The sequence below is a fragment of the Streptomyces sp. NPDC058198 genome (genome assembly GCF_042882605.1).
Taxonomy (GTDB): Bacteria; Actinomycetota; Actinomycetes; order Streptomycetales; family Streptomycetaceae; genus Streptomyces.
In genome coordinates this window covers 1-14,155 of record NZ_JBHVVP010000018.1, presented here as the reverse complement: position 1 = coordinate 14,155, position 14,155 = coordinate 1, and the positions used below count along the sequence as shown (strand labels likewise).

Annotated in this window: 15 protein-coding genes and 1 pseudogene; 8 read left to right on the top strand and 8 right to left on the bottom strand. The window is 68.7% G+C overall.

Annotated elements, in window-relative coordinates:
• Nucleotides 1-137: 137 nt before the first annotated feature.
• The 7 genes from ACFVWW_RS32490 to ACFVWW_RS32460 form a co-directional block, all read right to left on the bottom strand.
• Entirely contained in the window at nt 138-356 is a 219-nt protein-coding gene (locus tag ACFVWW_RS32490; protein WP_386879394.1) for a hypothetical protein, read from the bottom strand.
• A gap of 28 nt (nt 357-384) precedes the next feature.
• On the bottom strand, nt 385-771 hold the full coding sequence (locus tag ACFVWW_RS32485; protein ID WP_386879395.1) for an RRQRL motif-containing zinc-binding protein: 387 nt from the start codon (nt 769-771) through the stop codon (nt 385-387).
• Entirely contained in the window at nt 771-1,913 is a 1,143-nt protein-coding gene (locus ACFVWW_RS32480; RefSeq protein ID WP_386879396.1) for a hypothetical protein, read from the bottom strand. Before ACFVWW_RS32480 ends, ACFVWW_RS32485 begins: the two co-directional genes overlap by 1 nt.
• Nucleotides 1,913-2,368, bottom strand: a complete 456-nt coding sequence (locus ACFVWW_RS32475) for a Pycsar system effector family protein (protein WP_386879397.1) — start codon at nt 2,366-2,368, stop codon at nt 1,913-1,915. The genes ACFVWW_RS32480 and ACFVWW_RS32475 overlap by 1 nt, the downstream gene beginning before the upstream one ends.
• Complete coding sequence (locus tag ACFVWW_RS32470; RefSeq protein ID WP_386879398.1) at nt 2,365-2,685, bottom strand: hypothetical protein; 321 nt, start codon at nt 2,683-2,685, stop codon at nt 2,365-2,367. Before ACFVWW_RS32470 ends, ACFVWW_RS32475 begins: the two co-directional genes overlap by 4 nt.
• Complete coding sequence (locus ACFVWW_RS32465) at nt 2,682-2,936, bottom strand: DUF6284 family protein (RefSeq protein WP_386879399.1); 255 nt, start codon at nt 2,934-2,936, stop codon at nt 2,682-2,684. Before ACFVWW_RS32465 ends, ACFVWW_RS32470 begins: the two co-directional genes overlap by 4 nt.
• 633 nt (nt 2,937-3,569) lie before the next feature.
• Complete coding sequence (locus tag ACFVWW_RS32460; protein WP_386879400.1) at nt 3,570-4,286, bottom strand: GntR family transcriptional regulator; 717 nt, start codon at nt 4,284-4,286, stop codon at nt 3,570-3,572.
• Between the two features lie 56 nt (nt 4,287-4,342).
• On the opposite strand from ACFVWW_RS32460, the gene ACFVWW_RS32455 reads away from it, so the two are divergent.
• The 3 genes from ACFVWW_RS32455 (at nt 4,343) to ACFVWW_RS32445 (ending at nt 8,080) form a co-directional block, all read left to right on the top strand.
• The gene (locus ACFVWW_RS32455) at nt 4,343-5,164 is read left to right on the top strand and encodes a class I SAM-dependent methyltransferase (RefSeq protein ID WP_386879401.1); all 822 of its coding nucleotides are present in this window, start codon (nt 4,343-4,345) and stop codon (nt 5,162-5,164) included.
• A gap of 502 nt (nt 5,165-5,666) precedes the next feature.
• Nucleotides 5,667-7,343 (top strand): Eco57I restriction-modification methylase domain-containing protein, encoded by a 1,677-nt coding sequence (locus ACFVWW_RS32450; RefSeq protein WP_386876819.1) that lies wholly within the window; start codon nt 5,667-5,669, stop codon nt 7,341-7,343.
• Nucleotides 7,344-7,354: 11 nt separating this feature from the next.
• Nucleotides 7,355-8,080, top strand: a complete 726-nt coding sequence (locus ACFVWW_RS32445) for a PaeR7I family type II restriction endonuclease (RefSeq protein WP_384193763.1) — start codon at nt 7,355-7,357, stop codon at nt 8,078-8,080.
• Nucleotides 8,081-8,152: 72 nt separating this feature from the next.
• Here ACFVWW_RS32445 and ACFVWW_RS32440 read toward each other — a convergent pair whose 3' ends face one another.
• On the bottom strand, nt 8,153-8,752 hold the full coding sequence (locus ACFVWW_RS32440; protein WP_386876821.1) for a hypothetical protein: 600 nt from the start codon (nt 8,750-8,752) through the stop codon (nt 8,153-8,155).
• Nucleotides 8,753-8,755: 3 nt separating this feature from the next.
• Here ACFVWW_RS32440 and ACFVWW_RS32435 point away from each other — a divergent pair, with 3 nt between their 5' ends.
• The 5 genes and pseudogenes from ACFVWW_RS32435 to ACFVWW_RS32415 all read left to right on the top strand — a co-directional run bounded on the left by ACFVWW_RS32435 (nt 8,756) and on the right by ACFVWW_RS32415 (nt 13,977).
• Nucleotides 8,756-9,358, top strand: coding sequence for a DnaB-like helicase N-terminal domain-containing protein (locus ACFVWW_RS32435; RefSeq protein ID WP_386876823.1), 603 nt, complete (start codon nt 8,756-8,758; stop codon nt 9,356-9,358).
• A 36-nt stretch (nt 9,359-9,394) separates the two neighbouring features.
• Nucleotides 9,395-10,285, top strand: a pseudogene (locus tag ACFVWW_RS32430) (AAA family ATPase); the annotation flags it as partial.
• Between the two features lie 295 nt (nt 10,286-10,580).
• A complete protein-coding gene (locus ACFVWW_RS32425; protein ID WP_386876825.1) occupies nt 10,581-11,375 on the top strand; it encodes a DUF2637 domain-containing protein in 795 nt (264 codons plus the stop codon).
• A 321-nt stretch (nt 11,376-11,696) separates the two neighbouring features.
• The gene (locus ACFVWW_RS32420) at nt 11,697-12,248 is read left to right on the top strand and encodes a MobC family plasmid mobilization relaxosome protein (RefSeq protein ID WP_386876827.1); all 552 of its coding nucleotides are present in this window, start codon (nt 11,697-11,699) and stop codon (nt 12,246-12,248) included.
• Between the two features lie 4 nt (nt 12,249-12,252).
• On the top strand, nt 12,253-13,977 hold the full coding sequence (locus ACFVWW_RS32415; RefSeq protein ID WP_386876829.1) for a relaxase/mobilization nuclease domain-containing protein: 1,725 nt from the start codon (nt 12,253-12,255) through the stop codon (nt 13,975-13,977).
• The last annotated feature ends 178 nt before the right edge of the window (nt 13,978-14,155 follow it).

Genomic DNA, 14,155 nt, shown 5'->3' with positions numbered 1-14,155 from the left:
GGGCGGGGGTGCAGCCGCAGGGGCTGCTACCGCTTCCGTACTGGTGTCAGTCATGCTGTGAGCGCTCCTCTTGGGGAGACAGGAGGCCCGGCCGGATGCTGTGGAGGCTGGGGCCGGGCCTCTGCGGACGGTGCGGGTCAGATCTGGTTGCGCTCCAGGGCGAAGAAGGTGACGTTCGCGCCGGCCAGGTGGGGGTACGCGCTGGTCACCAGGTCGAACAGCTCCTGGAAGGCGTCCGCGCGGGTGGTACCGGGGCGCGGAGAGTAGGTGCCGGTCCGCGTAGACGCGGCGAGACCGGGCTTGTCCACGGTCAAGACGTAGAAGTGGCTGCCCTGCGACGGGCGGAGACTGGACACGACGAAACTCCCGGGAAGTTGGAGGGGGTCAGGCGGCGCGCTGGTCCTCGGGATACGCGCAGGTCACGCACATGCCGAGCGACGTCGGGATGCAGTACCCGGCATCGGTCTGGCACTCGGGGCAGGTGCGGCGCGCGAGCATCGCCTTGGCCAGTGCCGCCGCACGAGCGGGGGTCATGGGCCGGACGGGCTTCGCCGCGTCGACGCGGTAGAGGTAAGCCACGGACACGCCGGACTTGCGCCGGCGGGAGCGCCGCATCACCTGAGCCGCGATGTCCTGACCACCAGGGCGCAGGCCGCGGGCCCGTAACTGGCGGCGGGTGGCGAGCCCGTCGGGGGCAAACTTCCACGGGAAGGTCGGTATCCCGAAGCGGACGCCGTTCGGGTCGTAGCACTTGCCGAACGCCGGGGACATCAGACGGCCGCCTTGTCCAGGCCGACAGTGGCCGTCTCGTTCCGGCGCGCGGCGACCCACCCGACCGACCAGCCGGTCAGGTTGGCCAGCTCGCGGACGCTCTTGCCGGCGTTCGAGGGGGCGTTCACAGCGGCACGGGCTTCGGCCTCGGCGAGCTTGTTCACGGCGGGCGCGGGGGTGTTCACGGGCCTGTTGACGGAGGCGTTCACGACGGGCCGCTTCGGGTTCTCCGCAGCGTTCACGGCGACCGGCTTCTGCGTGTTCACGACAGGTACCGGAGTACCCGCCGGGCGCTGCTCAACCTGTTCACGGACGACGTGCTCCGTACGGGCCGTGATCCCCCGGTGTTCGGCAGCGCGCCGCTGTCCCTCGCGCTCACGATCGGCCCGCTCCTGCTCTTCCCGCTGGGTACGGACCCGTTCCTCGCGTTCCTCGCGCCGCTGCCGCTCCTCACGCTCCCCGCGCTCCCGCTCCATGCGCTCGGCATGCTCACGGGCCTCGCGCCGCTCCGCGGCCTCCGCGTCCAGCCGCTCACGTTCGAGCCGCGCGGTGTGTTCACGGGCCTCTTGCTCCCGCCGTTCATCACGGTCGCGGTCACGGTCGGCCTGTTCACGAGCCTCGCGTTCACGACGCTCCCTGTCGTCCCGCTCGCGCTGTTCACGGGCCTCGGCATCAGTCTGTTCACGGGCGCGCTGAGCGTCGTGTTCATGCTTGGTCCGGGCGATAGCCCGGGTGATCGCCCGGCGCCATCCGAGACCCGCATCCGCGATCACGATCAGGATCAGCGGGATCACCGCGTGCACGGCGACGCCGACGTAATCGCGCTTGAGCGCGGAATCTCCGACGTTGAGACCGAGCGTCATCAGGCCTGTCATCCAGCGCAGCAGCGTGGCCCAGGGGCCGCCCTTCTCATCGAGCCTGGCCACCGTGGCCTCAAGCCGGATCGTCACGATCACGGCCACATCGACCACCAGAGGCAGGATCGGCGCCGTGTACTGCCACGGACCCTCCGGAGTCACCCGGGCGACCAGCGGCGTCACCGTGAGCACGGAGTACAGCACCGCACCGGCCGTGACACCCCACGTGCCCAGCCGGAGCGTCCGCTCCGCACCCGCGATGTCCTCCGGATTCGGGGCGGTCATCACACCGCACCCCCCACCGCGATCACGGCGGCCACGATCAGCAGCACACCGGCCGCGCATGTCAGGTCGACCGCGCGGCGCAGATTGGCGAACTTGGCCATTGCGATCCGGGAGAGCTTTGCGATGTCCTGTGCGCGCTTGTCCTCGTCCAGCTCCGTGCGGATCTCCTCAGCGGTGAGCGTCGCCCACCGGGGAAAACCCGCCGGGCGGGTGCCGCCAAGGTTCGGCCGGACCGCCCGCAGCAGAACCGCAGCGGCAGCGACCAGTAGTGCGACACCCGTCCCGCCCACCACGTACGCGGCGGCCGGAAGGGGAACGTCCTTGGCGACGGTCCAGACACCGGCGAGCAGGGCACCGGTGAACGCCAGGAGTAAGGCCGTCTTGTTGTCGGTCCGGGCGATCTCCGCCTTCACCTCCGCATGAGCGGCCGTCAGGCTCGTGTCCAGGGCGCTCACTCGGCACCGCCGAGGTGGTCGGGGTGCGTGCTGTAGCCGACCAGACGCAGGCGGGCGCCGACATAGTCCGCCCACGCGGTCAGGACCCGCGTCCGCCCACCGCTCTGCTCGCCGTAGGTCACCGTGGCGGGGTCGATACCGAGCGCCGACCGCCACGCCTCGAACGCGCCGAAGTCGTCGTGGAACGACACGTCCAGCCGGTCGGGAAAGATCGTGGAGACCCCGACGGTCGCGGCGGGCAGAGCCGGAAAGTCCGCGGCCAGCAGCCGCAGGGCCCGCAGCGGCACGGCAACGTCGCTCATCGTCTGAGCGCTCATGCCGCTTCCCCCGCCGTCTTGTTGGCCAGCACGCGACGGGCGGCCAGCACCCGCCGACGCGCCCGGCGGATACGCCGCGTGCCCAGCTCGGAGAGCGGCCGGTCCAAGGTCATGATCTGCGCGTCAAGCAGGGCAATCTCCGCCGTGATGACGGGCATCTCCAGCTCGATCGCGTCCAGCTCCGCCGGCGACGGATCGAAGTCGAGCGACGCTGCCGTAACGGCGGTCTGAAGTGCGGCGATGGTCTTCATGGGTCGTTTTCTCCTAAGCGCAGGAACGGCCTGAATAGCGGCCCCGGTGTCTCACCACCGGGGCCGCGCGCCGTTGAAGTCGGAACCTCCGGCTCCCCTCGGCCCCGTCCGTACGGCACCCCATGGGGTCCGGACGGACGGAGGAGGCAACCGGCCGCAGCGGTCATGGGCACTGCGGAGAGGCTGATCAGAACGGGGTCTCGGTTCTCCGATTCGCACGGCGCTGCTCGGTCCGGGGAGATCCGAAATCCCGGAAGTCTGAGGTCGCAGCTTCGAAGGTGTGCCGTGCGGTTCTTAGAGCCGATGGCGTTCCCGGTTAGGGGTGTGGGCCCCGGTGTGACGGGGGCCGGTTCTCGGTCGGCTGGTCTCCACTCGCCCCGGCCGGGGTGGTCACGGCCGTACTAACGCGGTGGATCACGCTGTGGAGTTGTTGGCATGACGCAGTCGGCCCGCTCCGAGATCTCCGGATTGGGCGATGGCCACACCAAGAGACTGGACCGGTGGACCGGTCCAGTCAAGCGTTGAATTTGAAGTTGGATCACGTCAGACCGGAAACCCACAGGTCAGACGGCATGACGGGGCATCAAAAAAGCTGGACCGGCGGACCGGTCCAGCTCCATTTCGACGGCTTGCCTACATTGCGTAGGTGTCCACCTGCTCGAACAGCGAGGAGGGGGTGGCACCTTCCTCGCAGACCAATGGGTGACCTTGCTGGTCATGCGCCGTGTGCATGAGTACGGCGACCGGGGTGGATACGGACACTCCCAAGCGCTCCGCCTCGGCGTCCGTAGCGAGGCGCACCGTGGTTACGTCCACTCCCTCGACCGGGAACCGTCCGGTCTGACGACGGACATAGCGCGTCGTACCTTCGGCGATAGGAGCGGTGTCGGCAAGGCGTGGTGCCGCCTCCGCGATCTCTGGAGGGAACCATGCCTCTACGCAGCTATTCGGGGTTCCGTCCGGGAGCTGGAGGACCCGGATGCGCCGGAGTGCCTGTACTCCGGGGGAGAGTCCGAGCGCAACGGCGACACGGACTGGAGGCTCTGCCCAGTCGGGCGTACCGACGCGCAGGAACGGCATCCCACCCAGGATGCGCGCCGAACCTGCTCGGCGGGCGCCGGCGGGACGTGCCACAGGTGTCTCCGTGACAACGAAACCGGTGCCCTGCTTGGCGACGACCACACCGTCGTTGCGGAGTACATCCACGGCCTTGATGGCGGTGGCCCGTGACACATCCCACTGCTCGGCCAGGTCGCGGCCGGATGGGATCGTGGCCCCAGGGGCGAACTCACCAGCGGCGATGCGGGCGCGCAGAGACTCAGCGATCTCCTCGTACTTCAGAACGGCCATGGTTTCCCCTATTCCACGCACTGGACTGGTCCACCGGTACACAGGATACTGCGACCATGTCGAATCTCGAATTGGCTCCCTCCGTGATGCGGTTCTACGGCGAGACAGTGAACGAGGACAGCCGCCTGCGTAACTCGGCAGACGGACGGATGGAACTGGCCAGGACCCAAGAGCTCCTCCGACGCTTCTTGCCCCCCGCGCCGGCACGTGTACTCGACGTGGGCGGGGGGACTGGGATTCACGCTGAATGGCTGGTGAAGGACGGCTACGACGTCGCTCTGGTGGACCCGGTACCCCGCCACGTTAAGGCCGCGTCGGCCGTGTGCCAGTCGGTCGTAGGGGACGCGCGCGACCTGTCCGAGCCGAGCGACAGCTTCGACGTTGTGCAGCTCCTCGGGCCGCTCTACCACCTGCCCGACCCCGCCGATCGGCGTAAAGCGCTGGCGGAAGCCTCCCGTGTGGCCAGGCCGGGCGGACTGGTCGCCGCCGCTGCGATCAATCGCTATGCGTCACTTTTCGAGCACGTTACGTACGCCCACCTGCACACCGCCCGAATCCATGACTCTGTCTCCAAGATTCTTGAGACGGCCGTCTACGACGGGACACGAGGGTTCACCCTGTCGTACTTCCACCGCGCCGAAGAGCTTGTGGCGGAGCTGGTGGCCGCTGGGCTGACAGATGTGCGGGTCTTCGGCATCGAGGGGCCCGCCTGGTCCCTCGTGAAGGCGGCGGAGCAGCAGCCTGGCGACGGCCCCACAGAAGAGCTGATTGCCTCGGCTTTGGATGCAGCTCGCATTGCGGAGCCGTACCCGGAACTCCTCGCTGCCAGCTCGCACCTGTTGGCAGTCGGCACGGTTCCCGTTGACATCGACGGCTGACGGCGAGGCTTCTCCAGCTCCGCTCGTTGTCCTGGTCTTTGTCCAGTGCGCTGACGGCCGCCACGGTTCACCGTCGTACGAGCCTCGCGACTGGCCTGCATGGTGAACCCCCATGAACGCCCCCGTACGGCCACTCGCACAGTTGGAAAGCGTGTTGGGGGCAACCCCTCACGAGTTCGAATCTCGTATCCTCCGCCATTGCTCTCACCGGGCAATACGTCGAAGGCCCCCGCAGCTCGCTGCGGGGGCCTTCGACGTTGGTGGTCTCAGTTTTGGTCTCAGTTGCTCCGAGGTGACGCGTCGGCTCGGTTGCTGGTCCGCTCCTCCGCCGCGCACCCCTCAAGGCCGACAAGCCAGAGCGCGCTCTCGTTGGTCATGGGGACGAGTGGATGTCGATCCCACGGGCCCGATGCTCCGCAGATGGAACAGATCACTCCGTTGAGCGCGAGCGACGCCTGTGGATAACTCTCGTGGCCGAAATCCTCCCTAGTAGTGTCAAGACGTGGCCACTCCCCTGTTCTTCGACACCGCCCTCCACACCCTCCCCTCAGTCCCCGAGGAGGCCGTGGAGCACGGCGAGGTGTTCACGCAGCGTTGGGTCGTCGATCTGATCCTCGACCTCGTGGGCTACACCTCTGACAAAGCCCTCTGCGACCTGAAGCTCGTGGAGCCGGCCTGCGGATCAGGAGCCTTTCTAGGAGCCGTGGCTTCGCGGATCAGCGCATCCTGCCGCGAGCAAAACCGTCCCATCAGTGACGCAAGCCATGCCGTGCGTGCGCTCGATCTGCTGGAGCGCAACGTCCGCAGGAGCCGCGAAGTCGTCGAGCAGCACTTGGTCGACGACGGCTGGAACCCCACAGATGCCCAGCAGGTGGCGGCGGCCTGGGTCGAGCAGGGTGACTACCTACTCCAGCCCGAAGGGACCCAGCACGCGGACTATGTGGTCGGCAACCCGCCCTACATCCGCCTGGAGGACGTCCCGGCGGACAGGATGGCTGTCTATCGTCACGCGTGCCCCACCATGGGCGGCCGCGCAGACATCTACGTCGGCTTCTTCGAAGTCGCCCTTCGAAGCCTCGGGGCAGGCGGACAGCTGGGCTTCATCTGCGCGGACCGTTGGATGCGCAATCAGTACGGCCGGCAGTTGCGCCAGCTGGTGACCAAGAACTTCAGCATGGATCTGGCTCTGGTCATGCACGATGTGGACGCCTTCCACGACCAGGTCTCCGCGTACCCCGCCATCACGCTGATCAGCAAGCGGCCTCAGGGGACCGCTGTGGCAGCGGACACCACGCGAGCCTTCGGTGCTCCTGAGGCCACCGCCTTCGCACGCTGGTACGCGACTGACCAGACAGAGTCGGTCACGACACCAGCGTTCCAGGCCGCTCGCATGCCGCACTGGTTCCCGGACGAGGACTCCTGGCCGAGTGCTTCACCTGCACGACTGGCAGTCCTCGAGGAACTGACAGAGCGCTTCCACCTGCTTGAGAGCAAGAAGTCCGGTACCCGAGTCGGCATCGGCATCGCCACCGGAGCGGACAAGGTCTTCCTCACCGACGACGGCACGTTGATCGAAGACGACCGCCTCCTGCCGATGGCCATGGTTCGCGACACCACGAGCGGCACGCTCAACTGGAACGGCACCTACCTGGTCAACCCCTGGACGGCCAACGGCGATCTGGTCGACCTCGCCGCGTATCCCCGGCTTGCCAGGTATCTCGACGAACACGGAGCCGCGTTGCGCAAGCGCTACGTGGCGGTCAAGCAGCCACACCGCTGGTACAAGACCATCGACAAGGTCGATCACGCGCTGACTCGGCGGCCCAAGCTGCTGCTCCCGGACATGAAGCTGACGATCCATCCGGTACTCGACGAGGGCGGACTGTACCCTCACCACAACCTGTACTTCATCGTCTCGGACGTCTGGGACATGCGCGTGCTGGGTGGTCTCCTACTCTCCAAGGTCGCGGAAGCATTCGTGGAGGCGTACGCGGTCAAGATGCGAGGGGGGACCCTCCGCTTCCAGGCTCAGTACCTCCGCAAGATCCGGGTCCCAGACCCGGAAGCGATCAGCGAGCGCGACCGAGAAGCCCTGGCGGCAGCTTTCGACAAGCGAGACGTGAGGGCCGCCACGGAGGCCGCCCTGCGCGTCTACGGACTTGCCGAGCTTCCTGACTAGGAGAGCGGATCTTGACGGTCACCCGCCAGGACTTCGAGGACGCGATAGCGACCTATTGGGGCGCCAAGCAGCTGCAGCGGGAGCAGTCCGCGATCAAGGCCGCGGTCGGCGCCGGCACCGCCGGATCCGTGCGCGGTGGTAAGCACTTCGACGCGATCGCGATCCTCCTGTCGAAGTTCTTCCTCGAAGCCGGCTACCCGCCCGAGAGCATCCGGGTCACCAAGAAACAAGGTCTGGAACTCCCCGGTTACTACCGCCCCCAGAAGCAGTGGGACCTCCTGGTGGTCCACGAGGGAGTGCTGGTTGCGGCTTTCGAACTGAAGGCCCTCGGTGGGCCGTCGTTCGGAAACAACTACAACAACCGGGTTGAGGAAGCACTCGGCAGCGCGGTGGATCTGCGACGGGCCGCCTTGGCCGAGCTGTATCCGAAGGAGAAGCCCTGGCTCGGTTACTTCTTCATCATGGAGGACGGCAGCGGCTCTCGGAGGCCGGTCAGCATCGCGAAGGGCGCGCTGCCTGCCGATCCAATCTGGCACGGCACCTCGTATCAGGACCGGTTCGGGATCTTCTGCGAGCGCCTTGTGGCCGAGCAGCTGTACGACGCCGCTTGCTATGTCACGTCCTCAGCCGAGGACCCCAAGCCCGTCGAACTGGTGAACAGCCTTGACTGGCGGCACTTCTCGGCTGCCATAAACGCCCGCCTCACGTACCTGAAGGAGCTCGGGATCCCCGGCTAGGAAAGACGATCGGGGCCCCGACCGATCCGGTCGAGGCCCCACATTCGGATGCCTTCGTAGGGGCGAGGACCCTTACCTCTGCCCGTCGCCGTACGCGCCGGGGTTCCGCGCCCGGTCCACAGCCTGTGCACACGCCTCCACGTAGGCAGACGAGACCGCGTCCTCGTCCGTGCCACGCACGTGGGCCTCGATCTCCTGGCCGGGCCGACGCGAAGTGTGCCAGCGCACCGGCAGGTCCGTGTACAGGTCGGGCTCGAAGTCCCATGCCCACGTCGACCATCGGGCAGGACTTCCGAAATTGAGCCGTTCGCCGCCCGCCAGAAACACGGCGTGGGCGTGGTGCACCATCCGGCGGTCAGGGATCGCGCGGCGGATGGACTGGGTGCCGGTACCCGCCCCGACCTCCCACTGCTCCCGCTCCACCTCCTCGACCCGAGCCGCTCGACCGGGCCGGTCCTCGCCCCACTGGGTAACCACCCGCTCCGCGTGCTCTCGGGAGGCGAAGGCCAGACGTCGGCCACCGAGGTCGGCGAGGTAGACCGCTGAGTCGACCGAGGCAGAGCCGGAGCTCCCGGCGGCCCCGAGTTCGGCCTGCACCGCCACGTCCGCAGGCGCGGCCCACAGCAGGGCTCCAATCTTGGCGGCGGTCTGCTGCAGGACGGGACCGGTCATGTGATGGACGAACCCCGGCCGAACGCGCCACACCTCGCGGGAACCGGCCGCCAGCCCACGCCGGGCGACCTCACCGCGGTTCCGCCGCACGACGTCGACGCCGAAGCCGCCGTGCTGGGGGCGTGCATGCACAAGCCCGCGGTGATCGACGAAGTACGCCAACTGCTCGACGCGGCCGACTTCTACCGCCCCGCGCACGAGACGGTCTGGCGCGCCATCCTCGCTCTGCACGGCGAGGACAAGCCGACCGACCCCATCGTCCTGTCGCACCAGCTGCGTGCCCAGGACGACCTGGAGCGGGTCGGCGGCGTGGTGTACGTCCACCAGCTGGCCGACGCCGTGCCCTCGACGAGCGGCGCCGCCTACTACGCCGGCATCGTGCGCAGGTTGGCCGACCTGCGTCGCTTGCGCGCCTCCGGCATCCGGACCGCCCAGCGCGCGATGGAGCCGGGCGCCGACCCGGACGCCATCCGCAGCGAGGTGGAGTCGGAGGTCCGCATCGAGCGCGAGCGTGCACTCGCCTCGGGACAGGGTCGGCTCTCCCGGTTCATCACCGACGGATGGCTCTTCGTCACCGAGACCGGCGCCGACACCGAGCCGCTGTAGGGCACGCGGGAGCAGACGGCCTGGTCATCCGGCGAGAGCCTGATGATCGTCGGAGCACCCGGCGTAGGAAAGACCACCCTGGCTCACCAGGTGATCCTCGCCTGCCTGGGTCTGGCGGACAGCGTCCTGGACATGCCGGTCGCACCGAGCCGACGGGTGCTGTACCTGGCGCTGGACCGGTACAAGCAGATCGCCCGCGCCATGGCCCGCAGCATCGGGCCCGAACACGAGCAGCGCTTGCGCGACGGGCTCGCTGTGTGGCAGGGACCTCTGCCCGCCAGCCTGGACAAGGAGCCCGACCTCCTGGCAGACCTCGCCGCCGCCCACCAGGCCGACACCATCGTGATCGACAGCCTCAAGGACGCGGTGAGCACCCTGGTCGACGACGCGCTTGGCGTCGCCTACAACAACGCCCGCCAGCGAGCCATGCGCAACGGCGTCGAGATCATGGAACTCCACCACCAGCGCAAGGCCACCGAGGGCGCCCCACGCGCCCAGAAGCCCACCCTGGACCGGGTCTACGGCTCCACCTGGATCACCTCCGGCGCAGGCAGCGTCCTCTTCATCGCCGGGGAAGCGGGTGACCTCGCCGTCACCCTGCATCACCTCAAAACACCCACCGGCGAGATCGGCCCCCTCCAGGTCATCCACGACCACGAACGTGGCATCTCGACGCTCGACCCTGCCCTCGACCCGGTCGCCATCCTGCGACAGCGCCCCGACGGCCTGACCGTGCGCGAACTCGCCATGATCCAAAGCGGCCAGAACAACCCCGAGCGCTCGGCCACCGAGAAAGCCAGGCGCACCCTGGACCGACTCGTCAGGGCCGGACTCGCAGGCAAGGCCGAAGGCACCGCAGGCGGCACCGGAGGCGGCCAGCAAGCCCGCTACCGCGCCTCAGTCCGCCATATCGGCGCCGTCTCCTGACCTGATCGCCGAACGCCGGGACCGTACACGAGGGTGTACACGCACCCCTCCCCCGCGCACCGGCGCACGCCTCACCGCAGGCGTACACGCCAAGAACGAAACCCCAGGTCAGACGATCACGCGATCGTTCACGCCGTACACGCACACCAGCGTTCACGCGTGAGCCCCCCTTTAGAAGGGGGCTCACGTGTACGCCCCCTGCGTGAACGCCGTGATCGCCTCCGCAGAACCACCCCGGAGAACCCGCATGACCACACCCGCCACGCCTCATGACACCACCCAGCAGGGCAACGCGATGCCCCACGCCGATCACGTCCAGGACGTGAAGCCACAAGCAACGGCCCAGCATGCCGCCGAGCGGTACGCCCTCGCCGCGGCCGGAACCGTCATCATCGCCCTCACCGCCGGCGGCTTCTGGCTCTCCTACGCACACCTCGCCCAAGTCGCCGGACAGCATGGCCTGGGAAGCTCCCCGGTCCGGCAATGGGCCTGGCCCGCGACCCTGGACGCCTTCATCGTCGCGGGCGAACTGCTCATGCTCCGCGCCGGCCTCCGCCGAGTGACCGACTGGTGGGCGGTCACCCTGACCGCTACCGGGTCGGTCGGATCCATTGCGCTCAACGTGGCCGGTGTCAGCGGCACGGGCAACGCGAGCGTCGTGCCCTTGCTCGACTACGTGGTCGCGGCAGTTCCCCCGACCTCAGCCCTGCTGGCCTTCGGCGTGCTGATGCGGCAGATCCACCAACTGGTCGACCGGCCCTTCGACCGCCCTGCACTCAATTCCGCCGAGGCACCGGAACCGCGGGCCACACCATCCGAACGCATCGCCAATCCGCAGGCAACCGACTCCAGCCGAACGCCACCGCCCAGGATTTCGGAGGGCCGGCCGCGTGGTGGGCGTCCGGTCAGCGCGACGGTCGAGGAACTGGTCGAGATCGGACGGATCGCCGCGGCCGAGCAGCGCAAGCTCACACGGGACATCGTGCAACAGGCCATACGTGCCAAGGGACATACGGTCGGCGGCCAGAGGCTGACCGAAGTCATGGAAGTCCTCCGGTCGGAACCCGGCGTCGGTCGGAACGTCGGCTGATCGCCCGCCATCCCGGTGGCCGGAACTCCTACGGCCACCGGGCAAGCGGTCCCCGCCTCTCCGCCGCCGTCACTCATCCACACCCCGCAGTCGTAGCCGTGGCCTCCGCACGCCACCACCCGGCCCACACCTTCCGGAGAACCATCCGTGACCCACGACCCGAACCACACTGACGGCTCCATCGATGAGCCGCCGACACTGACGAAGTCGCCTACGCTGACAGACCGTTTGCGGCGGGCGTTCGGACGGACGGCTCCTGGCGGAGCCAGTAGTACCCCGAGTCCGACTCATGGCCGGTCTTCGGGGGTCTCCGCCCCGGGGGTGGCGGAGACGGTCTGGCGCCAAGGCGCGCCGGACCGGGAGGCCCGGGCCGAGGGCGGCCCCGACCAGGACGAGCTCCGTACCGTCCAGCAGCAGATCCTTCACCCCACGCCCACCGCCGAGCCGACGGCCGACGAACGCGATGTGCAGAGCGCCCAGCCGGCGATCCGCCGCTTCACCGGCACCAAGCGAACCGTCCGCGTCGGCCCGCTGCGCTTCACCGACGACGAGCACGCCGCCCTCCAAGAGGCCGCCGCCGAGCACGGTTACAAGGGCGAATCCGGCTTCGCCGCCGACATCGTCCTCGCCTTCGTCACCGGCCGGTTCACCGCCAACCTGCCCCTGTCCGAGGACCGCCGCCGCACCCACATGTTCCGCGCCCAGGTCCTGCGCGCCCTCAACCGGATCGGCGTCAACGTCAACCAGATCGCCCGCGCGCTCAACAGCGACTTCACGCCGCCCGACATCCGCCAGCGCCTCGACGAACTCCACCACCTGCTCACCCTGATCGCCGAAGCCCTGCACCGGCCCACTGACCCGACGGAGGTCTGACCGGATGATCGCCGCCATCAAACCGACCGGATCCAACACCCGCGGACTGCTCGCCTACCTCTACGGCCCCGGCCGCCACGACGAACACCTCGACCCGCACCTGATCACCGGCTACGCGATGCTCGCCATGCCCGACCCCGGACGCGACGAGAACGCCACCCTGACCGATCTCGCCCGCCACCTCGACGAGCCTGTTCGTCTTCGGAACAGCGAGTTCGGCAAGCCCATCACCGACCACGTCTGGCACTGCCCTGTCCGCGCCGCACCCGAAGACCGCCATCTCTCCGACACCGAGTGGGGCGAGATCGCCCAGCGCATCGTTCACGCAGCGGGCATCACCCCTGACGGCGACGACCTGGCCTGCCGATGGATCGCCGTACGCCACGCCGACGACCACATCCACATCCTCGCCACCACAGTCCGCGAAGACGGTCGCCGCCCCAAACTCCACGACAGCGGCATCCGCGTCGGCGACGCATGCCGTCAGATCGAGAAGGACTACGGGCTCAGGCAGTTGAAGAAGGGCGACCGCACCGCCGCCCGGCGTCCCACCCAGGCTGAGATGCACAAGGCCGAGCGCCTCGGCTGGGAGCAGACCAGCCGCCAGTGGCTCCAGGACCGCATACGCGCCGCCATCCCGCACGCCACCAGCGCAGAGGAACTCCTCGCCTACCTCGAAGCCGACGACATCCTGGTCAAGCCCCGCCGAGGCCCCTCCGGAGACCTCCTCGGCTACGCCGTCGGCCGGCCAGGCGACCTGAACAAGGACGGCGAGCAGATCTACCAGCCCGGCGGGAAGATCGCCCCCGACCTCACCCTGCCCAAACTCAAGGCCCGCCTGGAAACCAGCGCGCCAGAGGAACACCCCACAGCCCGCCGCGATCGACCCACCACCCCCTGGCATCGGGCTACCCAAGCCCTCGACACCCTCCACCCAGAGACCACCAACACGAGCGCCGACGAGGACGCGCGGACACAGGCGAACATCGGCGCCCTCGGCGAACTGATCGAAGCCACCGCCCAAGCAGCGCCCGCCGACCATCGCGCTCAACTGCGCGCAGCCAGTGCGGCATTCGCCCGTGCACAGCGGTCGCAGGTCCGGGCCGAGGACCGTGCCGCCCACGCCCTGCGGACCGCGGCCCGCGACATCGCACACACCGCCACCGGCCCCGACTGCAGCGCCCTCGCAGCCCTGACCGCCGCACTCCTCTGGGCCGCCATCCTCGCCGCACGCTGGCACGAGGCCAAGGGCCACGCCCACCAGGCCGACGCTGCCCGCCAAGCCGTCCAGCACCTCCAGTCGGCAGCCGACGCCGCGCTCGCTCCGACGCTCACCGCACTCGAAGCCCGGCGCCCTGGTGAAGGAACCCGCCGCACTCTCGCCAACGACGTACGCGCAGCCGTCCCCGAACACGCCGACCGAATCCTCACCGACCCGGGCTGGCCCGGGCTCGCCACCGTCCTCGCCGACGCCGAAGCCAGCGGCCACAAACCCCACCAGCTCCTCAAGGAAGCCGCAGCCCAACGTGAACTGACCACAGCCGGCCAACCGGCCCGAGTCCTGATCACCCGCATCCAGCACACCAGCCGCCACCCCGCACCCAACCGCCGCGCCGAGGCAGCCCGCCTACGAAGCGTCAGCGCATCAGCCTTCGGCGCCCCTTCACCTACCGTCCAGTCGAGGACAACCGCAGCGCCCACGAGCCAGTCGAGCCGCCACCGACGCTGACCCGGTAGGAGAGCCAGATCCCCAGAGACCCTCCAGCAGCGTCGGCGAGGGTCTCCTCAGGACGCCCGTGAGCCCCGGAAGCGTGGACCTACGCCGAGAGGCGCCTGTTATCAGCGGCTGGGCCGGTCACCACGCGTGGTGACCGGCCCACCCCCTGAAGCGCCCCGTGTCCGGTCTC